Genomic DNA, 24,136 nt, shown 5'->3' on the forward strand with positions numbered 1-24,136 from the left:
TTCCTTTATTTGCTAAGTTCATTGCGTCTTTGCTCGTAAGCATCACGCAAGAATGGATATAAATTAGGCGTGTTGTGATAAATTTCATCAATTTCATCAAGTCTAAAACTAAGTTCATTGCCAAATCCATAAGCGCTTATAGCTATACTTGCCCAAGTAGGATCAATGTAAGCGGTAAAACTTGCATACCAAGTTGCAGGTAAAGCAAGAGTGTCTCTAAGATTACTAGGGCCAAGTATAGGTAAGACAATATGAAAACCGCTTCCTACGCCCCAGTGAGCCAAAACGGTTCCTAAGTCCGCGGGATGTTTTTTAAGACCCATTTTTGATGCCACATCCATAAGTCCACCAAAGCCCATAATGGTATTGGCGGTAAATCTTTTAAATTCTTCTCCCGCTTCTTTAAATTTAAACTGCAAAACATTGCTTATAAAACGCAAAGGAGCAAGTAAATTATCAAAGAAATTTCTTACTCCTAATCTTATAAATTCAGGGGTGATGGCGTTATAGCCCTTAAGAACGGGACGCAAACCATAATCATATAAAGCCACATTAAAGCTTGTCATAGCTTTGTTATATCCTGAAAGCGGATCGTTTACTTGATAGTTTTGGTATTCTTGTTCAAAATCATCTAAATTTTGTTCTTTAGCAAAAGCAAAAATAGTAAAAAAAATTAAAATAAAAGATATAAATTTTATTCTCAAACAAAAACTCCTAAAAATTTTAAAAGTAAGATTATAGCAAATTTTTAATCAAGATTTATATCCCAGTAAAAATCCACCCATTCAGTAGCTTCTTTTACTTTAAAATCAGGCTCCAAAAGAGCGGTTTTTTTGTAAAAAATGGTTGCAATTTTAAGTTCTATATGAGGAAATTTTTCAAGCAAAACTTTTTTTATTTCTACTAAACTTTCTCCGCTATCTACTATATCATCAATGAGTAGAATTTTTTTGTGCTTGCTTAAATCAGGAATATTAAAAATTTCAATAGTATCAAGTTTTTTTGTATCATCGTAATGAATTGAGTTTAAAGCAAAAAGCTGACGTGTTTTTAAAGCTACTGCTAAAGAGTGTCCTAAACTCATTCCTCCTCTTGCTATAGCTAAAAGTGCATCAGGGTTAAAATCTTTTTTAATTTCTTTAGCAAGAATTTTTACATCTTCTTTAAATTCTTCATAGGAGTAAAATATCATTATATATCCTTAATTTATTGTAGTGCCATAAGTAAAAAATTACCCAAAGATAATAAACTTAAAACTATAATGCCAAGATTGATTTTATCCCATTCGCGTTTAAAAATTCTTACAAGTAAATAAGAAAGAAAACCAAAAGCAAAACCTGTGGTAATGGAGTAAGTAAAAGGCATCATGATAATAGTAAAAAAGCTTGCTACAGCTATAGCATTATCTTTAAAATCTATATTTTTAACTTCCATAAACATTAAAATTCCAACCATTATAAGTACGGGGTATATTGCATTTGCAGGAATGGCTTTAAAAAGTGGCAGTAAAAAAAGTGTAAAAGCAAAACAAATAGCTACAACTAAAGCTGTAAGCCCCGTTCTTCCTCCACTTTCAACACCTGTAGTGCTTTCTACAAAAGCAGTAACTGTAGAAGTGCCTGTCATAGCTCCTAAGGCTGATCCTGTTGCATCTGCCATTAAGGTTTTGCTTAGTTTTTTTTCTCCATTTTTTGGATCATCAAAAATCTTTCCTCTTTCACCCACACCTGTGATAGTTCCTATACTATCAAAAAGTTGAGTGATGAAAAAAGTAAGAATTATAGGTATCATAGTAATATTTAAGGCGCTTTTGATATCAAGTTGTAAAAAGATGGCTCCTAAACCATTTTCCATGCTAAAATTTGGCAAAGAAAAGATTTGCACAGGAAAACTTGCATTATCTAAATGAAAAATCCAAGCGATAATAGAGCTTACTAATACCCCCAAAATAAAAGCTCCGCGAAGTTTTATAGCCCAAAAAAAGATGATTAAAGCTAGGGTAAAAATTCCAAAAAGCACATGAGGGCTTTTGAAATTTCCTATGCTGACTAAAGTATCTTTATTATGCATTATCACACCCATTTGACTTAAACCTAAAAATGCAATAAAACAACCTATGCCCGCACAAATTGCAAGGCGTAAATCTTTTGGGATATTGCGGATTACCCAAAGGCGAAAATGTGTAAAAGAAAGTATGAGAAAAATAATACTTGAAATAAAAACAGCTCCTAAGGCACTTTGCCAAGCTATGTTTTGACCTAAACAAACCGCAAAGGTAAAATAAGCATTTAAACCCATTCCCACACTCATAGCTACAGGAGTATTGGCGAAAAAAGCATTAAAAGCACTTGCAACTATGGTGATTAAAGCTGTTGCGGTGATTAAAGCTTCTATAGGCATTCCTGTATTTCCTACTATGCTAGAATTTACAGGGATAATATAAACCATAGCCAAAAAAGTAGTAAGCCCTGCTATAACTTCAGTTTTAAAACTCGTATTGTTTTCTTTGAGTTTAAAAAAGTCCATTTTTTCTCCTTAGTAGGTTTTTAGCTCGTTATATAAACTATCGCGTTCTACAGGAATAAGATTTGAAGTTTTTATCATATCGATAAAAGTTTTTAAACTTGTGCCTTTGGCAGATTTTGCACCACCTGCGCTTTGTATGCTTTCTTTTTCTATAGTGCCATCTAAATCATTAGCCCCAAATTCTTGTGCTACCATGGCTAAATTTAAAGTCATTGTTGCCCAGTAAGCTTTGATATTTTTAATATTATCAAGCACTAAACGAGCAATGGCAATGGTTTTTAAAATTTCTTCACTATCCATGATTTTATCAATTTGTATAAAGCTATTATTCCTTTGCCAAACTAGAGGGATAAAAGCATTAAAACCACCAGTTTGATCCTGAAGATCACGCAGTCTTAACATATGATCGATCCTGTGAAGTCTTTCTTCTATATGCCCAAAAAGCATGGTAGCATTACTTTGCTTGCCTTTTTCATGCCAAAGTTTATGAATTTTAAGCCAATTTTCACTGCTAACTTTTCCATGGCAAATTTTCTTACGCACTTCTTCATCAAAAATTTCAGCTCCACCGCCTGGCATGGAATCAACGCCGTATTCAAGCATTTTTTCTATCACTTCTTCATAGCTCATTTTAAAACGACGATGTAAAAAATCAATCTCAGCAGCAGTCATAGCTTTCACATGAAGATTGGGATATTTTTCTTTTATCATTTTAAAAATTCCTAAGTACCATTGCCAAGTTGTATCTTTGTTGTGAGCTGAAACGATATGCACTTCTTTGGTTTCTCGTTTTACGGTTTCATCAACAATTTTCATGATTTCTTCATGAGTCATCAAATAAGGATTAGGATTTTTTCGGTGTGCTGAAAAGGCGCAAAATTTACAGGTATCTGCACAGATATTGGTTGGATTGATATGGCGATTAATATTAAAATAAACTTTTTTTCCATGAAGTTTGGTGCGTTTTTTGTGAGCGTATTTGCCTAGGGTAAAAAGATCTAAATCCCAAAGTGCATTGGCTTCTTCTTGGTTTAATCTTTCTTCATTTTCTAGTTTGGTAATTAAATTTTTCATTTTAATTTTACTCTTTTGCTGTTTTTAAATAAAGCATTATAATTTTTGCTTACTGAAAAAGAGTTTATAGAAAAAGCCAAAATAAAAGATATTTTTGTTAAGATTATTATTAAAATATTAAAATTTAAAGAGAGTGGAAATTTTGTTAAATAAAGAATTAGAAATTTTTAAAAAAAATCTTAGTTCCTATACCCAAAGTTGTAGAAAATTTTTTCTTAAGCAAGGGGCGTTTAGCTTATATCATTCTAAAAATATGGATAATTTCATAAAAAAAGCTTATGATATAGTTCTTAAAGATTATTTTGATGATTTTTCACCTCCAAGTGATAATATCCCTTTTTGTGTTTTAGCAAGCAAAGCATATGCAAACAATAGTCTTTGTTTTAATGAAAGTATTTCTTTGATTTTTGTTTATAAAGATATTAAGGCTTTTCATTTAAAACCTATGATTAAGGCTTTTATCGAAATTTTAAATGATGCGCATTTGCAAATTGACTCTGTTATCTTAGAATTTAATGGACTTTATAATGCTAGCAATGAGCTTAAGACTTCTATAATACAAACTCGTTTTATATGTGGTTCTAGGATTTTATTTAAAGGGATTAAGACGAAATTTGAGAGTATTTTAGAAGAAAATAAAAATGATTTTGCCAAGCTTTTGTTAGAAAATTTTAAAGAATTTGATATTCCATTTATAAAGCAAGAATTTAATATCTTAAAAGATTTTGGCGGATTAAATCATTTAAGATCCTTAGAGGGTTTGCTTGTTCTTTTTAAGACTTCTCCAAAAAATTATGCTTTAAATTTTATAGATGAAAAAAATTTAAGCGAGTTACGTTTAGCTGGAGACTTTTTACTTTCTTTAAAATCAGCGATGAATTTATTAAGTGCTAAAGATGAGGATGAGTTTTTACTTATTAATGTTCATGACTTGAGTGAATTAATGTATAAAAAAGCTAAAAAACATTTTGGAGCAAATGAGTTGTTGGTTCAAAAGGCTTTGCAAAGTATGCATACTATAGGTTTTTATACACACTTTTTAGCAAAGCAAATTCAAGATGGATTAAATCATACTCTTAAACAAGAATATAAATTTAAAACTCTTGTGGAAGTTTTAGAATACTTATTAAAACTTGAAGATAAACAGGTTATTTTCGATCTTAACTTGGTTTTTGCCCTAAGAAGATTGAAATACGGTAAAAAAGATATAGAAAAAGCTTTAATGCTTTTTGAGAAAATTTTTTATAAAAGGCATAGTTTTTGTGTTTTAAAGCTTTTGCTTGATAGTGGAATTTTAAAAGATTTATGCAAGCCTTTTTGGACAGTTCGTTTTTTAAGTGATGAAGAAGGAAATTATAGTTTTGATGAGCAAGTTTTTCTTATGTTAAGTGAATTTGAAAAATACGAAGATGAGCTTGAGATACTCCAAAAACTTAAAACCGATGAAAAAATGATTTTAAAGCTTGTGATACTTTTAAGCGCTATAGAAAGTGAAAATGAAATTTCTTTAGCAGGCATATATAGAGCGTATTGCTCCAAATTTGATTTAAAGAATGAAATTTTAGAATGGGGTCTTAAAATATTTAAAAACAATAATGCCTTAAAAGATCTTGTAGAAAAAGAAGATATATATAATCCTATTGTTGTAAGTAGCTTGGTTTCTAAACTAGAAAATTTAAAAAATTTAGAGCTTTTATACACTTTAACTTGGCTAAAGGCTAAGGCTTTAAATTACAATGCTTTTTATTTTAGGGTTCTTGATAAACTTTTAGAAAATGCAAAACAAGGTTTTGAAGATGAAAATCTACTTGAAGAAAGTGCAAGAAGAGTAAAAAAAGAATTAACACTTAAAAGAAGTAAGATTTTTTTAGAGCAAGATGAAATTTTGCAAGATAAAATCATACATATCAAATCAAATCTTTTTATTATAAAAAATACTTTTGAAGATATTGTTATGATTTCTAAATTAGCCAAAGAAAATGATTTTAAATTTTGGTTTAGTAATGAAACAAATCTTAGTTTGCAAATTGTTGCACCACTTCATTTTAATATCGCTATTATTTTAAGTTCTTTAACAAATTTAAATCTTATTTTCATGAATTTTTTTGAACTTTTTGATGATAAAATTTATTTAAGGTTTGAATATGATAATATTATCAGTGATGAGCAAAAACTAAAACTTTGCGAGCTTTTAAATTCAAATCTTTCTGGTTTTAATTTGAAAAAAATTAAAAAGCCAGTCATTAAAAAAGATGAGTTAAAATTAGACTTAAATTATTCTAAAATGTATGCCAAATTAGGTCTTAATACTAAAGATCAGCAGGGTTTAATGGCGTATTTGATGAATGTTTTTAATGAACTTGAACTTGTTTTATGCGCAGCAAAAATTCAAACCATAAGACAAAGGACGCGCAATATTTTTATTTTTCAAAAGAATGAAAAATTAGAACATAGCGAGCAAAAGCTAGTTAATTTATTAATAAGTGAGTAAAAAATGTGTGGAATCGTAGGCTATATAGGAAATAATGAAAAAAAACAAATTATACTAAATGGACTTAAAGAATTAGAATATCGTGGCTATGATAGTGCGGGTATGGCAGTGATGCAAGAAGGCGAACTTAGTTTTTTTAAAGCTGTAGGAAAACTTGAAAATTTGGCGAATAAATGCATGGATTTTGAAAGTCAAGGTTATGGTTTTGCTATAGGTCATACAAGATGGGCAACTCATGGTAAGCCTACTGAAATCAACGCACACCCTCATTTAGGACAGTACTCTTGCGTAATTCACAATGGCATCATAGAAAATTATAAAGAAATCAAAGATAAACTTGAAAAAGAAGGCGTGAGTTTTTTAAGCCAAACAGATACTGAAGTTATTGTCCAGCTTTTTGAATTTTATGCAAGAAATTTGGGAGTTTTTGAAGCTTGGCAAAAAACCATCAAAGAACTTCGCGGTGCTTTTGCTACTTTGTTAGTAACAAAAAAAGATCCCCATCATGTGTATTTTGCAAAAAATGCTGCTCCTTTGATTATCGGTAAAAATGCAAATAAAGAATGGTATTTTTCTTCGGGTGATGCACCTTTGATAGGAAGTTGTGATGAAGTAATGTATCTTGAAGATTTAAGTTTAGGCTATGCGAGTAAAGATGAGCTCGTTGTTTATGAAAATGACGTTTTAAAATCACTTTGTTTTTCTAAGCTTTCAGGTGATAAGGCTTATGCAAAAAAAGATGGCTTCCGCTTTTTTATGGAAAAAGAAATTTATGAACAAAGTCGCGTTATGAGTGAAGTTTTAATGGGACGTATTCAAGGCGATGAAGTCGTTTTTGATGAGCTAAACAATGAAGATTTAAGTCAAGTAGATGAAATCACGCTTTGTGCTTGTGGAACAAGCTATCATGCTGCAATGGCAAGTGCTTATTTGTTTGAAAGAATTGCTAAAGTTAAAGCTAAGGTAGAAATTGCAAGTGAATTTCGATACCGTGAAGCAATTATAAAAAAAGATTCTTTATTTATCGTTATTTCTCAAAGTGGAGAAACAGCAGACACTTTAGAGGCTTTAAAGATTGCAAAAGAGCAGGGTGCTAAGACTTTTGCAATTTGTAATGTGGATAATTCTAATATAGTGCGTTTAGCACATCTAAGTCTTTTAACTCGTGCGGGTATAGAAAAAGGAGTTGCTTCAACTAAAGCTTTTGCCACTCAGGTTTTAACACTTTGGATGCTTGCTATTTTTATGGCGCAAAAAAGAAATTTAAATGTTTCTGCTGAAATTAAAGCGCTTTTGCATACTCCAAATTGTGTGAGTGTAAAACAAACTTTACATGAAAAAATTCATCGTTTATCCAAGCGTTATTTAGATGGACATGGCTTTTTCTTTATAGGTAGAGATGTGTTTTATCCTTTGGCCTTAGAAGGAGCTTTAAAACTTAAAGAATTATCTTATCTTCATGCTGAGGGTTATCCCGCAGGAGAGATGAAACATGGCCCTATTGCTCTGGCTGATTCTAAACTTTATACTATAGCTTTAATGCCAAAGCATATGCTTTATGAAAAAACAAAATCAAATGTTGAAGAGCTTATAGCTAGGGATTCTACAGTGCTTAGCATTTCGCCTTTAGAATTTGATTTGAGTGATGATTTTATAAAAACCAATGAGCAAGATCACTATATGTGTGAATTTTTTGAAATGATGGTAATTACTCAACTTTTAGCAATGGAAATTTCTATAAGACTTGGCAATGATGTGGATATGCCAAGAAATTTGGCTAAAAGCGTAACAGTCGAATAATCCGTGCAGTTTAAAGAAACTGCACATAACTTTCAAATACTTCAAAAATTATAAATAAATTTTAAATTATAAGCTAATTTTATGCTTATTTTTGCTTAAATAATTCTAACAATATTTCTAGAAAGGAAACACTATGGAATACAGAGTTGAACATGATACCATGGGTGAAGTTAAGGTCCCAAATGACAAATATTGGGGAGCGCAAACTGAAAGAAGTTTTGAAAATTTCAAAATCGGTTGTGAGAAAATGCCAAAGGTTTTAATCTATGCTTTTGCAAATCTTAAAAAATCTTTAGCTTTAGTCAATAACAAACTTGGCAAACTTGATGATGCTAAAAAAAATGCTATAGTTCAAGCTTGTGATGAGATTATCGCAGGTAAATTTGATGATAATTTTCCACTTGCGATTTGGCAAACAGGTTCAGGTACGCAAAGCAATATGAATATGAATGAAGTTATTGCAAATCGTGCCACTGAAATCATGGGCGGAGATTTTCGAAAAGAAAAGCTTGTACATCCAAATGATCATGTTAATATGAGTCAAAGTTCAAATGATACTTTTCCAACTGCTATGAGTATCGTTGCGGTTGAGCAAGTAGAGAAAAAGCTCATCCCTGCGCTTGATGAGCTTATTGCAACTTTTGAAAAAAAAGTAAAAGAATTTGATGGTATTATCAAGATAGGACGCACGCATTTACAAGATGCTACGCCACTTACTCTAGCACAAGAATTTAGTGGATATCTTTCTATGCTTTTGCATTCAAAAGAGCAAATCATCGCTTCTTTACCAACTTTAAGAGAACTTGCTATAGGAGGAACCGCAGTAGGAACAGGACTTAATGCGCATCCAGAATTAAGCCAAAAAGTAAGTGAAGAACTAACTCAACTTATAGGTACGAAATTTGTTTCAAGTCCAAATAAATTTCATGCTTTAACAAGTCATGATGCGATCAATTTCACTCATGGAGCTATGAAAGGTTTGGCTGCAAATTTAATGAAAATTGCAAATGATATAAGATGGTTAGCTTCAGGTCCAAGATGCGGTCTTGGTGAGCTTATCATCCCTGAAAATGAGCCAGGAAGTTCGATTATGCCAGGTAAGGTAAATCCTACTCAGTGTGAAGCTGTTACTATGGTTGCTGTACAAGTGATGGGAAATGATGCAGCTATCGGATTTGCAGCAAGTCAAGGAAATTTTGAACTTAATGTGTTTAAGCCTGTGATTATTTATAATTTCTTGCAAAGTCTTGATTTGTTGGCTGATTCTATGCATTCATTCAATATCCATTGTGCTGTAGGTATAGAACCAAATCGTGCAAAAATCGATCATAATCTTCATAATTCTTTAATGCTAGTTACCGCTCTAAATCCACACATAGGTTATGAAAATGCTGCTAAAGTAGCCAAAAATGCCCATAAAAAAGGTATTTCTTTAAAAGAAAGTGCAATGGAGCTTGGTTTGGTTAGCGAAGAAGATTTCAATAAATTTGTTGATCCTACTAAAATGATAGGCCCAAAAGCTTAGAACATAAAACTTGCCTTTTTTAAGGCAAGTTAAATTAAATTCTTATCTTTTAAAATCACATACATTCTTAAAGTTGATACAAAAAAGGTTAAAATCGCAGGACCTAGTATAATACCCCAAAAACCAAAGGTAGAAATTCCTGCTATCATAGCCAAGAAAATTAAAAGTTCGTTGATTTTGGTTGGGGTTTTTACAAGTTTTTTGTTGATCCATTTGATGATTAAAGGTTTGATTAAAGTATCTGCTATAAAAGAAATTACAATTACAGAATAAATAAAAATAACAAGAGCTGAGTTAAGATTGTTTGAGGCAAATTCATAAAGACTTACAGGCACATAAATTAAAGCTCCTCCTATAGCAGGTATGAGAGAACTTACAGCAAAAATTACTCCCATTAAAATTCCATCATAACCATAAAACATTGTGATTAAACCAAAAAGTGCACCTTGAAATATCGCTACAATCACCATAGAGTAAAGCACAACAGCCATAACATTACCCACTTCACTTAAAACATCATCGAGTTCTTTTTTATCAATAGGAATGATGGATTTAAGATAGATAACAAGTTCTGTTCCATATAAATTTGCAAAGAAGTAAAACACACAAATTAAAACCATATCTATAAGAAATTTAGCTCCTGATTTTGTAAAACTTGAAGCATAACTTAGAATTTGTTTAGAAATGCTATTTAAATCTATAGAAGCTAAAAATTCTTTGATTTTAGGTTCTAAAAAATTAAAGCTTTCAGGCAAGGTAAATTGATAGTTTTTGACATAATCAAGTGTTTGTGTGACTAAATTGATATCAAAATTCTTTAAAGCTTTGGCAAGTTCTATCATGGCATAAACAAAAGGTGCAAAGAAAAGCAAAACCATGCAAGCTGTTGTAAAAATGGAAGCTAAAAATTTATGTCCTTTAGTAAGATTTAAAAATTTTGCATTGATGTTTGAGGTAGCTACCGCCATTAAACTAGCTATGATAATCACAAGTAAAAAACCTTTAAAAAGATAAAGCAAAAGAAATAAAATAACTAAAATAAAGCTTATAAGAAAGATTTTTCCATTTTGCAAAATTTACTCCTCAAATAAAGTTTTTTCATAGTTTAATTTTAAAGCACTATAGCTTTTTGTGCTAGCTATACGCCCTTTTGCAGTGCGTTCTATATAGCCATTAGCAAGCAAATAAGGCTCGATTACATCTTCTATGGTATTTTCATCTTCGCTTAAAGCCGCAGCAATACTTGCAAGCCCGATAGGTTTTTGCTTAGCAGCGGTTAAAAGTTCAAGATATCTTAAATCCATCGCATCAAAACCAAGCTCATTAACTCCTAAAGAATTTAAGGCCTCATTAGCCCTTTTTTCTGTGATAATCTCTTCATCATTAACATCAGCAAAATCTCTTACCCTTTTTAAAAGCCTTAGAGCTATTCTAGGGGTTGAACGACTTCTTTTAGCGATCTCAAGTGCGGCTTTTTCTTCGCAAGTTTTATTAAGTTTTAAAGCTGCTTTTTGCAAGATGAGAGCAAGTTCGCTATCTTTGTAAAATTCTAATCTAAATTGCATGCCAAAACGATCTCGCAAAGGATTACTAAGCATACCTGCACGTGTTGTAGCCCCTATAAGAGTAAATTTTGGCAAATCGATTTTTATGGTTTGAGCAGCTGGGCCACTACCTATGATAATATCAAGGCGGTAATCCTCCATCGCAGGGTAAAGCACTTCTTCGATAGCAGGGCTTAAGCGATGAATTTCATCGATAAAAAGTATATCTCCTTCACTAAGATTAGTTAAAATAGCGGCTAAATCCCCGCTTTTTTCTATCATAGGAGCGGCGGTTGTTTTGATATTTGCACCCATTTCATAGGAGATGATATTAGCTAGTGTTGTTTTTCCAAGTCCTGCAGGACCGCTAAAAAGTATATGATCTAAACATTCATTGCGTTTTTTAGCTGCAGCTATAAAGACATTTAAATTTTTTTTAATGCTTTCTTGACCTATATAACCATCAAAATTTGAAGGACGCAACGAAGTTTCGTAAGTTTCATCAAAGGAGTATTTTTCTATTTCTACTATTCTATCCATATCTTTGCTTATATTTTGGAAAAATTAAAATAAGATTTTAGCTAAAATTTGCTAGAATTTACATTAAACTTTAATGATTATGGTTTAAAAATGGGAATTTTAACAAAATTAGAATTAGATTATGAAATTGACGATATAGAAAAATTTTTACAATTTTTTAGAACCATGTGCGATAGGTTTGAACCTTTAATCATCAAGCTTGGAAGCGATAGTGTGCGTTATAAAGAAGCTATAAAAGAGCTTGAAACTTTAGCACACAATACCGCTTGGGCAGCAAGACGTTTAAATCTTGAAGAAGTGACTGATTTTTGTGTATTTTGTGAAGAGATGATGGCGCAAGCAAATCGCTTTAACGGACCTGCTAGTGATGAATTTACGGATTGGATGCTTTTGATGAGCGATCAGTTTGAAAAATATTGTCGTTCATATGAAAATGATGATTCTGTTTTAGCGGTTTTTAATCCTTTAATTGTTAATGTTCCAAATATTATTTCTAAATAAGGGAGCGACTTGGCTTCGACAGGAGTAAGTCTGCTTAGATGGCATGTCGCTTTGGGCAAAGCGTAAAAAGCCCAAATAAAATTAAACGCAAACAACGTTAAATTCGCTCCTGCTTACGCTAAAGCTGCGTAAGTTCAGTTGAGCCTGAAATTTAAGTCATACTATCTAGCTTAATTTTCGGTCATTTTTGATAGTGTAGCCTTGCGTTTGACAAGCGTTGAGGTGAAATAAAGTCTTAGCCTTGCTTTTGAGTTTTGGAAGATGAGCGAAGTAGGGTGAAGTAGTCATCTTTGCTAAGCATGTAGAGATCTTTGTGGGATTATTTTTGGACAGGGGTTCGATTCCCCTCGCTTCCACCAGTTTTAAAATTAATATTTATTGAAATTTGAAGATTAATAAAAATTCATAGTTTAAAGTTTTTAAGGTATAAAACCCTAAAAACTTTTAGTTTTCTTTGAAAAGTTTGGAAGCTAAGTGCGTTGCACGACTTTGATCTGTATCTTTTTTAAGTGTTTTATAAATTTTACTTACATATTCTTCTAAGGTTTGTTGAGAATCTATGGTTTTTTCAGAAGAAGGAATTTTTTCATATTCTCCATTGTTTTTAAGCTCATAAGCTAAAACATTATCGCTAAGCTGTAAGCGTAAAAATTGAGCTAATTTAGCTTTGCTTCTTTCATCATATATAGGAGTCATAAGTTCTAAGCGACGCTCTAAATTTCTTGGCATCCAATCTGCACTCGATATAAAATAATTTGGCTCACTATGTTTAAAATAAAATACTCTAGCATGTTCTAAGTATTTTCCTATGATGCTTCTAACGCGTATGTTTTTGCTGTATTCTTCATCAGGTTTTAAGCAACAAATTCCGCGTATGATAAGATCGATTTGCACTCCTTCCATACTTGCTTCATAAAGAGCTTGTATGATATCACTATCTACAAGAGAGTTCATTTTAGCTACAATCACACCTTCATTTTTCTTGCTTGTTTCAATGCGTATCATTTCTAAAACTTTTTCTTTGATTTGATTTGGACTCATTGAAAGAGTTTGAAGACGACGGTTTTTACTAAAGCCTGATAAGATATGAAAAAATTTTGTCGTATCTCTTGCAAATTCTACTTTGCTTGTAAAATAACTCACATCAGTATAGATTTTAGCACTGCTTGCATTGTAATTTCCTGTGCTTAAATGCATATAAAATTTAAGCTTATCCCCTTGTTTGCGTATGACTTGAGAAACCTTAGCGTGGACTTTAAAACCTGTAATGCCATAAATAACATGAGCTCCGGCATTTTCTAAAGCTTTCGCCCAATGAAGATTATTTTCTTCATCAAAACGTGCTTTTAATTCTACCATCACAGTTACTTGTTTTCCATCGCTTGCAGCATCAATTAAAGCTTGAACTATATTGGAATTTTTTTCAACTCTATAAAGTGTCATTCTTATGGAAATTACTTCAGGATCTTTGCTTGCTTCTTTGATAAATTTATAAACTGGATCAAAACTTTCAAAAGGTTGTATGATGAGTATATCTTCTTTTTCTACAGCATCAAAAATAGATAAATTCTCATCAAAAGGTGGTAAAGTTTTAGGCGTGTAAAGTGGGCTTAAAAGATGTGTAAAGGTTTTATTTCCTGCGATTTGCCAAAGGCTAGGGAGATTGAGTAAAATAGAATATTCATAAACATCTTTATGAAAAATTTTCATGTGAGTATTAAGAAATTCTACGATTTGCTCATCTGCATCTTTTTGAATTTGCAATCTTACAAAAGCTCCTTTTCTGCGAAGCTTCAAGCCTTGCTCTAAAATCATCATAAAATCATCAGCTTCTTCCTCTTCTATTACTATATCTGCATTTCTAGTCACTCTAAATGCTGCTGAAGCTAAGAGTTTATAGCCTGGAAAAATTTCTTCTGCGTGTTGATGGACTATACTTTCTATAGGAACATAAATATTTGCACTTACTTCATAAAAACGAGGTAAAACTCTTGGAATTCTAATCATTCCAAATTTTACAAGTTCAGGATGTGCTTTATCACAAATTTTAACCGCTAGTGAAAAAGATAAGTTGTTTAAATGCGGAAAAGGGTGAGTCGCATCAACAGCTATTGGAACAATAACAGGAAAAATATTAGAGAAAAAATACTCATCACATTTTTGTTTTAAATTTTCATCTAAATTCTCATAATGCTTTATGAAAAGATTTTCTTTTTCTAATTCACTTGTGATTTCATTAAAATAATGCTCCAAAAGCTCTTTTTCTTGGTGTAAATATTTGCGTATGGCTTTTAATTGTTGTAAAGGGGTCATTTCATCGCTACTGCTTGCATTAACTCCAGCTGAAAAAAGTTGTTTTAAGCCTGCAACGCGTATCATATAAAATTCATCTAAATTAGTGCAATATATAGCTATAAATTTTAATTTTTCTAATAAGGGTAAATTTTTAGAACATTGGTCTAAAACACGAGAATTAAAGCGAAGCCAAGAAAGTTCGCGATTGATAAACATATCAGGACTTATTTGCATTAATTTTTCCTTTTTTTGTTATATTTTATCATTTATTTTAAAATTATTGAATAAAAGTTTCAAATTTTTTAGGTTAATTAAGAGTAAATATATCTTTAAAATTATATTAAATTCATCTATGTTAAAATTACAAAATTTATTTCTGGGAAATTCTGTGACATTATTGTTCTATTGAAGATTTTAAGAAATGATAATTTTAAGGAGGAAAATTTTGAAGAAAACTTCGAATCTTTTTACTATTTTTCTTGTTTTGCTTTTTGTTTTCTTTGCGGTTGGGTTTTATACTTTTTATAACGCTAAGGGCACATCTTATTTAAGCAATGCAAGCGAATCTTGTAATAACTGCCATATTATGAATGAAGTTTATAATGAATACATGGCAGGGCCGCACTCTCAAAAAGTCAAAGGCGAACCTAGGGCAACTTGCGTGGATTGCCATTTGCCACATAATTTTGTAGCTAAATGGATAGCTAAAGCTCAAAGTGGTTTAGGGCATGCTTATGCTTTTACTTTTAAACTTGATGAGTTGCCTACAAATTTGAGTGCGACTGAAAAAAGCAGAAAAATGGTGCAAGAAAACTGCATACGCTGTCATGCAGATTTTGCTCAAACAGCTATCAATGCTACAACAAATCCACATGCAGACAAGTCATTAAATTGTGCTTCTTGTCATAAAGATGTTGGACATAAACACGGAATTTAATAAGGAGAAGATGAATGAAAAAAAATATTTTACGCTTGGGTATTGTTGTTTTGGTTTTACTTATAGCGGGAGTTTTATGGCTAAATAATGATATCAATCAAAAAAAAGAAGATGAAGCAAATAAAAATGCTATTGCAGCAAATGCTGATTTTTCTTTGCTTAGCGATGATGATCCAAATTTTGAAAAATGGGGTAAGGTTTTCCCAGAGCAACTAAAAATGTATTTAACAGTTGAAAAAGAAGAGCCTAAGGCTACTGAGTTTGGTGGTAATTTAGCTTATTCAAAATTGATTCGCTTTCCTCAATTAACCATACTTTGGGCAGGATATCCTTTTAGCCTTGATTTCAATGAAGAAAGAGGGCATTTTTGGGTTCAAGTAGATCAAATGAAAACAGCAAGAAACAACAAAGATTTTCTTAATGCCCATGGACTTGCTGCTTTTAAAGGTCAACCTGCAGCTTGTATGAATTGTCATAGTGGATGGACTCCATGGCTTATAAAAAATGTTGCTAAAGGGGATTTTACTGCTTTTAATTCTACAAATTATTGGACTATGATTAAAAATATCCCAGCTGTTGATGGTATAGTAGAAAATTCACCTGAACATGCAGGCCCACATGGTGGTAAAAGAATGGGCGTAACTTGTGCAGATTGTCACAATCCAAATGATATGAGTTTAAGACTTACTCGTCCAGCAGCTATTAATGCTTTAGTTTCTAGGGGATATGAAAAAGATCCGGTACAAGGCGTAAAAGCTACAAGGGAAGAAATGAGAACTTTAGTTTGCTCTCAATGCCATGTTGAATACTATTTTAAACCAACAGGGGAAAAAGTAAAAGTAATGGGTGAAACTATTGTAGATGATAGTTCTAAAAAATGGTGGAATGGAACTCAGAAAAATTATGATGAGTATGAATTTTGGAGAGATGGAAATAAAGCTAAAGAGATTGAAACCGATGGTATAGTTTTAACTTTTCCTTGGAGTGAGTGGAAAAAAGGACAACCATTTAGAATTGAAATGCTAGATGATTATTATGATAAAATTCGTGGAGTATTTGGAGCTGATTTTACTCATAAATTAACAGGGGCACAAATTATTAAAATTCAACACCCAGAAAGTGAACTTTATAGTGGCGGTGTGCATGCTGCAAATGGAGTAAGTTGCGTGGATTGTCATATGCCTTATGTTAGAGAAGGGGCTAAAAAGGTTACTCAACACAATATCACTTCTCCTTTAAGAGATATTAACTCTGCTTGTAAGTCTTGTCATAAACAAAGCGAAGATTATTTAAAAGCTCAAGTACTTGACATACAAAATAGCGTTGCACATGATCAAAGAACTGCAGAGTACGCAATTGTTAGTTTGATTATGGATACTAAAAAACTACGCGATGAATTAGGCAATATGGAAAAATTCCAAAGCGATGGAAAAGCTGATGCGAAAAAAATTAGCGAAGAACTAAAAGAAGTTTTAGAACTTCATCGTAAAGCCCAAATGAGAGCGGATTTTGTTAATGCTGAAAACTCAACTGGTTTCCATAATCCTCGCGAAGCTTCAAGAATGTTATTGCAAGCTGTTGATATGGCAAGAATGGGACAAACTAAACTTGTAGAAATTGCGACAGCAAACGGAATTAAAGATTTTAAAACTTCAAATTTAGGTTTTGAAGATATTCAAAAATTTAATCCAGGAGAGCTTTACTATAAAGTAGATGTTAATGGCCATAAAGCTGGAGAGCGTTACTATGCAGATGAAAAAGATGTTAATGGTAATCCTCCAAAAGAACTTTTAGAGCATGATAAAGAGCTTGTTCCTTATAATTATCAAGTGATTGATAAAAAATAATTCTTAAGCCCTATAAATCATAGGGCTTTTTCTTTTATTTGTTTTAAAAAATATAAACTTTTTATTTGAAGTTCACTTTTACTTCACTTTGTTTTGTCAAAATATCACAAATTTTGATAATCAAAAAGGATTTAAAATGATCAATAAAAATAAATTGTTTAGACAGGTTCATATCTATCTTAGTTTGTTCTTCTTGCCTTGCGCTTTGCTTTTTGCTTTAACGGGTATAGCATATATTTTTGGTATTAATCAAGATGTGGGTTTGAAAGTTGAGCAGTATCAATTGTCAAAAGTTATAGAAAGTGGTAAAGAAAGAGAAGCCTTAATAGAGTACTTAAAAACAAATGGTTTAAAAGTGCCATCTAATACAGATATCATTAAAAGTAAAGATAAAGGCATAACAATAGGCGGAACTCATTATAGTGCTAATATAACTCAAAATTCTACTAATGAATACAACATTACCTTAAAAACAAGATCTTTACTTGGAGATATGATTATGCTTCATAAAGATAAGGGTGCTTGGTATTTTTCTGTGCTTAGCGTAGGCTTTGGTATTACTTTATTTATGCTTTATATTTCAGGGCTTATGATTACTTTGTTTGCAAATAAAAAAGATAGAAGTAAACAATTTGCAGTTCTTGGAGTAGGGGTTGTTGTAACTTTGCTTTTGGCTTATCTTAGCCTTTGATTTTTCCTAGCTTTTTAAGCTAGGTATTATTTATTTTTTTGTATAATCATACTTTACTTTATTGGACAGATGGGTGAGTGGCTGAAACCACACCCCTGCTAAGGGTGCAGATCTTAACGGGTCTCGAGGGTTCAAATCCCTCTCTGTCCGCCACTAAAACTTTCTTGAAAATTCCAAGTATTTATATATCAACATTATATATTTGAAAAAAAAGAATAATCTAGAACTATAATAAATAAATATTATTCTAAAATTGGAAAATAATCCATTAGAAAATAAGATATTTTGGAATTATTTAAGAAATTAGATGAAAAAGAATGCTAATATGGAAGTAAGAATTCTAAAAAAATAAAATATAAAATCAATCCCAAAGATTACTTTTATATATGCCTAAAATCACAATTTCATTTTTACTTTTATCGATAAGATAAGGGATAATATAACCTTTAAAAATCAAATCTCTTATATTTTCATTATCAAAAGACAAAGATTTTCTATTTTTATAAGGCATAAAAGAAAGATTTTTACAAATTGAATTAATATCATTAAGAAATTCTTTAGCATAAAAAGAACTATCTAAATTTTATAAAATTAACAATATACCTAAGCTCATTTTTAAATTTAGGAGTTGGAACAATTTTCATTTATTCTAAATCTTTTCTAATATCATTAAAAGTTTCATCAAAATCTAAAGTCTTTAATTTATCTTGCTTGTAAAGTTCTATATCCTTTTTATAACCATCAATTCTTATTTTATGTTCTAAATAACTTAAAGCAAGTTCTAAAACTTCTTTTTCACTTAAATTGTTATCTTTACAATAATTGGTTAAAAAATGTTGAGTTTCTTTTGAAAATTCTAAGTTCATTTGTTACTCTTTTTTAAAGATTTATTATAACATAAAAACATTTTTTATTTAAAAAAAGGGTTCAAATCCCTCTCTGTCCGCCACTAAAACTTTCTTGAAAATTCCAAGTATTTTATTAAGCATCAAAGCAAGAGACTAGCCCTTGCGAGATTGTATTATTTTACAGCGTTTTTGATTTCTAAAATCATAGTTTTTAAAGACTCTAGTCCATTTCCACTTGCTAAATACCAGTATTCTGGATCAAGATAGATGATTTTTTTGTTTTGTGCTGCTTTGGTTTTAGCGACAAGCGCATTATCGAGTATGCCTTGAGCGCGTTCTTTGTTGCCTACAATGATATTTCTATCAACAACAAAAATATAATCAGGATTTTTTTCTAGTATAAATTCAGAATTGATACTTTTGCCATGTGTGCCTACTTTTATATTCTCATCTACTGCGTTAATCCCTAAAACATCGTGAATAATCCCAAAGCGAGATTGAGGACCAAAGGCTGAAATTTTGTTAGAATTTGTAAGAATGATAAGAGCTTTTTTATCTTCATTAACTATGCTTTTGGCTTTTTCAATTTCATTTTTAATATCTGAAATTTTTTCTAAAGCTTCTTTTTCTAAACCATAAAGTTTTGCAATGCTTAAAACATTATTTTCAAAAGAGCTTAAAAAATTTGCATTATCAAGACCTACAAATAAAGTTGGAGCTATTTCTTTTAACTTATCATAAAATTTACTTTGGCGTCCAGAAATGATGATAAGATCAGGTTTTAAAGCATTAATGGCTTCAAAATCAACTTGTTGCACTCCACCTACACTAGGTTTGTTTTTAAATTGTTGTAGGTATTTTGGTAAATTTTTAGCAGGAACGCCTGCGACTTTATCGTTTAATTTTAAAGCATCAAAAGTATCTAAAATTCCAAGATCCAAGATCACTACCTTAGAAGGATTTTTAGGGATTTTATTTTCTCCTAGGCTATCCTTTACTAAAAAACTATCACCTTCATCGCTCATGCTGATAGGCAAAATTTTCACCGTAGCAGTGTTGGTTTTTGTTGTAGAGCTTGCGTTGTTTTCATTTGAGTTTGAATTACAAGCAGTTAAGAATAGACTTAAAAAAAATGCAAAAAATGCAAAAACTAAAGATTTTTTCATATTTTCTCCTTTTTAAAAATAAATACAAATTTTCTTACCATCAATTTGACTTACGGGTATATCCATATCATAAATTTGTTTTAAATTTTCTTGATTGATGATTTCATCTTTTGAACCTTGTTTTAAAAGCTTCCCATCTTTTAAGGCTATGATTTCATCAGAATAAATCGAAGCAAAATTAATATCATGCAATACAACAGCTATACTTTTGTTAAAGTCTTTGACTAAATTTTTCATTAGTTGCATGATTTGTACGCTATGCTTCATATCAAGATTGTTTAAAGGTTCATCAAACATTATAAATTCAGTATCTTGAGCGATGATCATGGCTATAAAAGTTCTTTGTTTTTGTCCGCCGCTTAATGTATCTAAAAATTCATTTCTTAAGTTACTAAGCCCCATGTATTCTAAAGCTTCATTGATTTTGATTTTATCGTTTGCATTAAGTCTTCCTTGAGAATGCGGAAAACGCCCAAAAGCGACTAATTCTTCAACTTTTAATCTTAAATTGATATTGTTTTGTTGTTTGAGAATGGAAATTTTTTGTGCTAAGATTTGCTCTTTATAGTCTTTTAAATTCATTCCATCGATATAAATTTCTCCGCTACTAGGTTTTATCAAACGACTTGCTAGAGCTAAAAGAGTGGATTTTCCAGCACCGTTGGCTCCTATTATAGAAGTGATTTTGCCTTTATGAAAATCAAGGCTAAGATCTGAAATAATGGCTTTATTGTCATAAAATTTGGTGATATTTTTTAGTTTAATCATAATTTATTACCCTTTAATACAAGATAGATAAAATATATCCCACCTAAGAAATTAATAACCACGCTTATAGTGGCATTATAATCAAAAACTCTAGAGACAAAAAATACCCCTCCAAGCAAAGCTAAAATGCTAATGAGTATACAAGCACTTAGCAAAATACTATGCTTTGCAGTTTTAAATAGCTCATAAGTGATATTTACTACCAAAAGTCCTAAAAAGGTTATAGGACCTACAAGTGCGGTGCTAATAGAAGTTAAAATAGCTATGATAATCATCAATTGTTTTGAAATTTTTTGATAATTTATCCCTAAATTTATCGCTAAATCTTTGCCTAAATTTAAAGGATCCAAAAATTTCATATAGCGAAAAATCCATATAAAACTTAAAAAGCTAATAATATAAGCAAGAATTAAAACATCAAAAGCAATATTATCAAAGTTAGCAAACATTCTTCCTTGTATTACCATGAATTCATCAGGGTCGATTAATACTTCAAAAAAAGAGCTTAAAGTGCTAAAAAGTGTTCCAAAAACTAAGCCTAAAAGCATGATAAGATAAATGCTTCTGTCGCTACTAAATAAAATTTTATAAAGTCCTAGTGAAAAAACTACCATACAAACCAGAGTAACTAAAAAATTAATATCGTTTTTATAAACACTTAAATTAGCCGCACCAAAAGAAAAGATAAGAGCACTTTGAAGTAACATATATAAAGAATCTAATCCTATGATAGCAGGGGTTAGAATTTTGTTATTGCATAAAGTTTGAAAAATTACTGTTGAAACAGCGATACAAATAGCTACTATGATAATAGCTGCAATTTGTAAAAAACGACTTTTTAAGGCGTACTCATCAAAGCCGTTTAAACCCACAAGTATAAAAATCCCTATCATACCAAGTGTTAAAAAGCTTAAAATCAGCATTTTTTTACACATAAACTTTCCTTTTTAACAAAAGAAAGATAAAGATTAAAGATCCTAAAACACCTGTAGTGATACTTAAAGGCATTTCAAAAGGAAAGATGACAAGTCTTGAAATGATATCGCAAACAAGTAAAAACAAAGCTCCACAAAGTGCTATATAGATAAGATTTTTTCTAAGATTATCACCTAGATAAAGAGCTACTAAATTTGGGATAATTAGCCCTAAAAAAGGGATAATCCCAACGCTTACAATCACTAAACTAGTGATAATGCTTACAATCATCAAGCCTAAAAATAATATACCATTATAAGAAATTCCAAGATTTAAAGCTATATCTTCGCCCATGCCAACTATGGTGATTTTATGAGCTAAAAAATAAGCAAGTATAAAAAGTGGTAAAGAAATGTAGAGCAATTCATAATTTCCCTGCATAACATTTGCCATACTGCCTTGTAACCAGCCTTGGATATTTTGTATATAATTTAAAGCATAGGCAAAAAAAGTGGTTATAGCACTAATAATGCCTCCAAACATCAAGCCTATCAAAGGTACAAAAATCACATCTTTGAGTTTGATTTTTCTTAAAATTTGGATAAATATAAAAGAACCCAAAAGCGCAAATACAGATGCAATGATAGCTTGAGTGAAAAAAGACGCTCCAGCAAAAAATATTAAAGAAACAAGTATGCCAAATTTAGCACAATCCATAGTTCCTGCTGTAGTTGGGGAAACGAATTTATTTTGCGTGAGTTGTTGCATGATAAGCCCGCATATACTAAGACTCATTCCCGTGAGTAAAATCGCTATAAGTCTAGGAATTCTTGTGAGAGTTATGATTTCTAGTTGAGTGGAGTCAAGATTAAGAATATCTTTTACATTGATACTGATAACTCCTATAAATAAACTTATCATTCCAAAGAATAAAAGTAAAGCTATAAGCACTTTTAAACTCAATATATGCTTAAAAAACAAATCTTTCCTTATAGTAATAATAATTATCAAAAATGAAATTGTAATGAAATTTGTTTTAAGAAATGATAAAACAACAAAGGATATTTTAGTAAGAAATCAAAAATCCAGTGGAAAGTCTTTGCAAGTGTTTGTTATAGTCTATAAGGCTTTCTCCATAGCCATTAAAGTATTGTAAATACCAATAAATTCCGTTATTAAAAATATCATATCCTAGATCAACTTGTATAGCGCCTTTGTTATTGCGGAATTTAAGATTGTTTCTTAGCATAAGATTGATAAAATAATCATCGCCTAAATACGCTAAATTCACATCAAAATTTCCCATATAATGCAAGATGGCAGGATTATCATCATCTTTTTTGCTTTCAGGAATTCTATACCAAAGGCGTGGGACAAATAAAAATTTATTATATAAAATAGTTGTAGATACATAAATTCTATTCCATGAGCGAGATTGCAAATTCTCATCTCCCTTACCATTGCTTTCATGCAATATACCTACGCGTAGGTTGTTAAAAAATTCATAATCTTTAAGATACAAAGGAAAATCTATAAAAAATTCTGGCTGATAGTTGGTTTCTCTAAAAGGAGAAGAATGTTCATAAATTTGCCACCAAGAAGTTTGAGTATAGGCTATATAATATTTTTCATCCAATCCTAGCAAATTTTCAAAAAGCCTTTTTTTAATGCTAAGTTGAAATTTAGCTTCACTTTTATTGTGATTTTCTTCTAGAGAGTTAAAACTATAAGCCAAAGGTAGAAAATAATTCATTTTATAAGCACTAATGCCAAGAGGGTTAAAGTATTCATCTTCTTCAAGATAATTTGCCAAGGCAAGACGAGCAAAATCTTGTCTTTCTTCTTTGGCTGCAATAATAGATTTTTCATTTTGAGTAGTTTGTTTAGTTTTATTTTGTTCTTGAGGGATTAAAACAGATGAATTTTTTAAAGCGAGTTTTTTGTAAATTTCCATAGCTTTTTTATAATCGCCTTGTTTTTCATACTCTAAAGCTTGTTGTAAATCACTAGCCCATATAAAAACACATAAGCTTAAAAATAAAGCAATTTTTCTCATTTTAACTCACTTTTAAATTTTTCATATTCTTCATAAAAATTAAGATTTAAAAAAGCATCTTCATCTTCAAATTCTACAAATTTGGTTTTAATCTCAGAAAATAAAAGTCCTATTTTTTGTTCATTTTTTTCTAAGAAATTTTTACAAGTTTGAGCTAAAGAGCTGTGATAAAAGCCACACAAGGGATGTTTATGTAAAGGAGTTTTGGCTATGATTATTTTATAGTTTTGCTCTAAAAAAGGAAGCATTTTTAAAAGCTCATTTTCACCTACTTTAGGACTATCTACACTTAAAACAAAAACAAATTCATTTTTAAAATTTGAAAGTATAGAGTAAAGCGCAAGCATAGGAGAGTAAACTTCAAATTCTAAAGAATCTTTTATCAAGCTAAAATGGTTTTCAAATTTGTCTTCTTTTGCACTCACATAGACATTTTTAAAAATTTTAGAAAATTTATTTACTTGAAATTGAGTTAAATTTTGATTTTTAAGAATCAATTTGCTTTTATCTTGTCCCATACGACTAGATTTACCACCACATAAAATCACGCAATTTAGCTCATTAAGCTGCACAAATTTCCTTTTTTAGTTTAATTCTACCACAAATTCGCTA

Annotated in this window: 21 protein-coding genes, 1 tRNA gene, 1 other RNA gene and 1 pseudogene; 9 read left to right on the forward strand and 15 right to left on the reverse strand. The window is 30.8% G+C overall.

Annotated features, from left to right (window positions below; genetic code table 11):
* Nucleotides 1-5: 5 nt before the first annotated feature.
* The 4 genes from AJN64_RS06500 to mqnE are packed head-to-tail and all read right to left on the reverse strand — an operon-like array spanning nucleotide 6 to nucleotide 3,600.
* Nucleotides 6-704: a VacJ family lipoprotein gene (locus AJN64_RS06500; protein WP_052950137.1), complete on the reverse strand. Its 699-nt coding sequence runs from the start codon at nucleotides 702-704 to the stop codon at nucleotides 6-8.
* A 44-nt stretch (nucleotides 705-748) separates the two neighbouring features.
* Nucleotides 749-1,192 carry a phosphoribosyltransferase gene (locus tag AJN64_RS06505; RefSeq protein WP_002870634.1) on the reverse strand — a complete coding sequence of 148 codons (444 nt, stop codon included), beginning with the start codon at nucleotides 1,190-1,192 and terminating at the stop codon, nucleotides 749-751.
* Between the two features lie 14 nt (nucleotides 1,193-1,206).
* The gene (locus tag AJN64_RS06510) at nucleotides 1,207-2,526 is read right to left on the reverse strand and encodes an NCS2 family permease (RefSeq protein WP_053872484.1); all 1,320 of its coding nucleotides are present in this window, start codon (nucleotides 2,524-2,526) and stop codon (nucleotides 1,207-1,209) included.
* A 9-nt stretch (nucleotides 2,527-2,535) separates the two neighbouring features.
* Complete coding sequence (gene mqnE / locus AJN64_RS06515; RefSeq protein WP_053872483.1) at nucleotides 2,536-3,600, reverse strand: aminofutalosine synthase MqnE; 1,065 nt, start codon at nucleotides 3,598-3,600, stop codon at nucleotides 2,536-2,538.
* A 142-nt stretch (nucleotides 3,601-3,742) separates the two neighbouring features.
* Between mqnE and AJN64_RS06520 the strand changes: the two genes are divergently transcribed.
* The 3 genes from AJN64_RS06520 (at nucleotide 3,743) to fumC (ending at nucleotide 9,416) form a co-directional block, all read left to right on the forward strand.
* A complete protein-coding gene (locus AJN64_RS06520) occupies nucleotides 3,743-6,091 on the forward strand; it encodes a nucleotidyltransferase (RefSeq protein ID WP_053872482.1) in 2,349 nt (782 codons plus the stop codon).
* Between the two features lie 3 nt (nucleotides 6,092-6,094).
* Nucleotides 6,095-7,891 (forward strand): glutamine--fructose-6-phosphate transaminase (isomerizing), encoded by a 1,797-nt coding sequence (gene glmS, locus AJN64_RS06525; protein WP_053872481.1) that lies wholly within the window; start codon nucleotides 6,095-6,097, stop codon nucleotides 7,889-7,891.
* A 133-nt stretch (nucleotides 7,892-8,024) separates the two neighbouring features.
* Entirely contained in the window at nucleotides 8,025-9,416 is a 1,392-nt protein-coding gene (fumC, locus tag AJN64_RS06530) for a class II fumarate hydratase (RefSeq protein WP_002854099.1), read from the forward strand.
* A gap of 29 nt (nucleotides 9,417-9,445) precedes the next feature.
* On the opposite strand, the gene AJN64_RS06535 is transcribed toward fumC, so the two are convergent.
* The gene (locus AJN64_RS06535; protein ID WP_002881482.1) at nucleotides 9,446-10,489 is read right to left on the reverse strand and encodes an AI-2E family transporter; all 1,044 of its coding nucleotides are present in this window, start codon (nucleotides 10,487-10,489) and stop codon (nucleotides 9,446-9,448) included.
* A gap of 3 nt (nucleotides 10,490-10,492) precedes the next feature.
* Nucleotides 10,493-11,500: a Holliday junction branch migration DNA helicase RuvB gene (gene ruvB, locus AJN64_RS06540; protein ID WP_002862037.1), complete on the reverse strand. Its 1,008-nt coding sequence runs from the start codon at nucleotides 11,498-11,500 to the stop codon at nucleotides 10,493-10,495.
* A gap of 90 nt (nucleotides 11,501-11,590) precedes the next feature.
* Here ruvB and AJN64_RS06545 point away from each other — a divergent pair, with 90 nt between their 5' ends.
* Nucleotides 11,591-12,001 (forward strand): hypothetical protein, encoded by a 411-nt coding sequence (locus tag AJN64_RS06545; RefSeq protein ID WP_002783915.1) that lies wholly within the window; start codon nucleotides 11,591-11,593, stop codon nucleotides 11,999-12,001.
* Nucleotides 12,002-12,360, forward strand: a transfer-messenger RNA (tmRNA) gene (gene ssrA / locus AJN64_RS06550).
* An 85-nt stretch (nucleotides 12,361-12,445) separates the two neighbouring features.
* Here the strand turns inward: ssrA and AJN64_RS06555 are convergent.
* On the reverse strand, nucleotides 12,446-14,530 hold the full coding sequence (locus AJN64_RS06555; RefSeq protein WP_053872787.1) for an RNA degradosome polyphosphate kinase: 2,085 nt from the start codon (nucleotides 14,528-14,530) through the stop codon (nucleotides 12,446-12,448).
* 187 nt (nucleotides 14,531-14,717) lie between these two features.
* On the opposite strand from AJN64_RS06555, the gene nrfH reads away from it, so the two are divergent.
* The 4 genes from nrfH to AJN64_RS06575 all read left to right on the forward strand — a co-directional run bounded on the left by nrfH (nucleotide 14,718) and on the right by AJN64_RS06575 (nucleotide 17,924).
* A complete protein-coding gene (nrfH, locus tag AJN64_RS06560; RefSeq protein WP_010891930.1) occupies nucleotides 14,718-15,233 on the forward strand; it encodes a cytochrome c nitrite reductase small subunit in 516 nt (171 codons plus the stop codon).
* A gap of 14 nt (nucleotides 15,234-15,247) precedes the next feature.
* On the forward strand, nucleotides 15,248-17,080 hold the full coding sequence (locus AJN64_RS06565) for an ammonia-forming cytochrome c nitrite reductase subunit c552 (protein ID WP_070240329.1): 1,833 nt from the start codon (nucleotides 15,248-15,250) through the stop codon (nucleotides 17,078-17,080).
* Nucleotides 17,081-17,216: 136 nt separating this feature from the next.
* The gene (locus tag AJN64_RS06570; protein ID WP_002892921.1) at nucleotides 17,217-17,771 is read left to right on the forward strand and encodes a membrane protein; all 555 of its coding nucleotides are present in this window, start codon (nucleotides 17,217-17,219) and stop codon (nucleotides 17,769-17,771) included.
* Between the two features lie 63 nt (nucleotides 17,772-17,834).
* Nucleotides 17,835-17,924 (forward strand) — tRNA-Ser (locus AJN64_RS06575).
* Between the two features lie 208 nt (nucleotides 17,925-18,132).
* Here AJN64_RS06575 and AJN64_RS06580 read toward each other — a convergent pair.
* The 8 genes and pseudogenes from AJN64_RS06580 to AJN64_RS06615 form a co-directional block, all read right to left on the reverse strand.
* Nucleotides 18,133-18,415, reverse strand: a pseudogene (locus tag AJN64_RS06580) (type II toxin-antitoxin system RelE/ParE family toxin).
* Complete coding sequence (locus tag AJN64_RS06585) at nucleotides 18,416-18,637, reverse strand: hypothetical protein (protein WP_002853781.1); 222 nt, start codon at nucleotides 18,635-18,637, stop codon at nucleotides 18,416-18,418.
* Nucleotides 18,638-18,792: 155 nt separating this feature from the next.
* Nucleotides 18,793-19,785: an enterochelin ABC transporter substrate-binding protein CeuB gene (gene ceuB, locus AJN64_RS06590; RefSeq protein ID WP_053872858.1), complete on the reverse strand. Its 993-nt coding sequence runs from the start codon at nucleotides 19,783-19,785 to the stop codon at nucleotides 18,793-18,795.
* Nucleotides 19,786-19,797: 12 nt separating this feature from the next.
* The gene (locus AJN64_RS06595; RefSeq protein ID WP_044780298.1) at nucleotides 19,798-20,553 is read right to left on the reverse strand and encodes an ABC transporter ATP-binding protein; all 756 of its coding nucleotides are present in this window, start codon (nucleotides 20,551-20,553) and stop codon (nucleotides 19,798-19,800) included.
* Nucleotides 20,550-21,488 (reverse strand): iron chelate uptake ABC transporter family permease subunit, encoded by a 939-nt coding sequence (locus AJN64_RS06600; RefSeq protein WP_044780297.1) that lies wholly within the window; start codon nucleotides 21,486-21,488, stop codon nucleotides 20,550-20,552. The genes AJN64_RS06595 and AJN64_RS06600 overlap by 4 nt, the downstream gene beginning before the upstream one ends.
* Nucleotides 21,481-22,449, reverse strand: coding sequence for an ABC transporter permease (locus AJN64_RS06605; protein WP_053872548.1), 969 nt, complete (start codon nucleotides 22,447-22,449; stop codon nucleotides 21,481-21,483). Before AJN64_RS06605 ends, AJN64_RS06600 begins: the two co-directional genes overlap by 8 nt.
* An 85-nt stretch (nucleotides 22,450-22,534) precedes the next feature.
* Complete coding sequence (locus AJN64_RS06610) at nucleotides 22,535-23,524, reverse strand: phospholipase A (RefSeq protein ID WP_053872549.1); 990 nt, start codon at nucleotides 23,522-23,524, stop codon at nucleotides 22,535-22,537.
* On the reverse strand, nucleotides 23,521-24,096 hold the full coding sequence (locus tag AJN64_RS06615) for a molybdenum cofactor guanylyltransferase (protein ID WP_002855734.1): 576 nt from the start codon (nucleotides 24,094-24,096) through the stop codon (nucleotides 23,521-23,523). Before AJN64_RS06615 ends, AJN64_RS06610 begins: the two co-directional genes overlap by 4 nt.
* Nucleotides 24,097-24,136: the final 40 nt, after the last annotated feature.

The organism is Campylobacter sp. BCW_4332 (assembly GCF_001763175.1).
Classification (GTDB): domain Bacteria; phylum Campylobacterota; class Campylobacteria; order Campylobacterales; family Campylobacteraceae; genus Campylobacter_D; species Campylobacter_D jejuni.

Bases quoted from the DNA above. Each gene is read 5' to 3' on its own strand.
- AJN64_RS06585 (WP_002853781.1), bottom strand. From the start codon at position 18,637: ATGAACTTAGAATTTTCAAAAGAAACTCAACATTTTTTAACCAATTAT.
- AJN64_RS06565 (WP_070240329.1), top strand. From the start codon at position 15,248: ATGAAAAAAAATATTTTACGCTTGGGTATTGTTGTTTTGGTTTTACTT.
- AJN64_RS06570 (WP_002892921.1), top strand. From the start codon at position 17,217: ATGATCAATAAAAATAAATTGTTTAGACAGGTTCATATCTATCTTAGT.
- glmS (WP_053872481.1), top strand. From the start codon at position 6,095: ATGTGTGGAATCGTAGGCTATATAGGAAATAATGAAAAAAAACAAATT.
- AJN64_RS06510 (WP_053872484.1), bottom strand. From the start codon at position 2,526: ATGGACTTTTTTAAACTCAAAGAAAACAATACGAGTTTTAAAACTGAA.
- AJN64_RS06610 (WP_053872549.1), bottom strand. From the start codon at position 23,524: ATGAGAAAAATTGCTTTATTTTTAAGCTTATGTGTTTTTATATGGGCT.
- fumC (WP_002854099.1), top strand. From the start codon at position 8,025: ATGGAATACAGAGTTGAACATGATACCATGGGTGAAGTTAAGGTCCCA.
- ruvB (WP_002862037.1), bottom strand. From the start codon at position 11,500: ATGGATAGAATAGTAGAAATAGAAAAATACTCCTTTGATGAAACTTAC.
- mqnE (WP_053872483.1), bottom strand. From the start codon at position 3,600: ATGAAAAATTTAATTACCAAACTAGAAAATGAAGAAAGATTAAACCAA.
- AJN64_RS06505 (WP_002870634.1), bottom strand. From the start codon at position 1,192: ATGATATTTTACTCCTATGAAGAATTTAAAGAAGATGTAAAAATTCTT.
- AJN64_RS06545 (WP_002783915.1), top strand. From the start codon at position 11,591: ATGGGAATTTTAACAAAATTAGAATTAGATTATGAAATTGACGATATA.
- AJN64_RS06600 (WP_044780297.1), bottom strand. From the start codon at position 21,488: ATGTGTAAAAAAATGCTGATTTTAAGCTTTTTAACACTTGGTATGATA.
- AJN64_RS06595 (WP_044780298.1), bottom strand. From the start codon at position 20,553: ATGATTAAACTAAAAAATATCACCAAATTTTATGACAATAAAGCCATT.
- ceuB (WP_053872858.1), bottom strand. From the start codon at position 19,785: ATGAAAAAATCTTTAGTTTTTGCATTTTTTGCATTTTTTTTAAGTCTA.
- AJN64_RS06555 (WP_053872787.1), bottom strand. From the start codon at position 14,530: ATGCAAATAAGTCCTGATATGTTTATCAATCGCGAACTTTCTTGGCTT.
- nrfH (WP_010891930.1), top strand. From the start codon at position 14,718: ATGATAATTTTAAGGAGGAAAATTTTGAAGAAAACTTCGAATCTTTTT.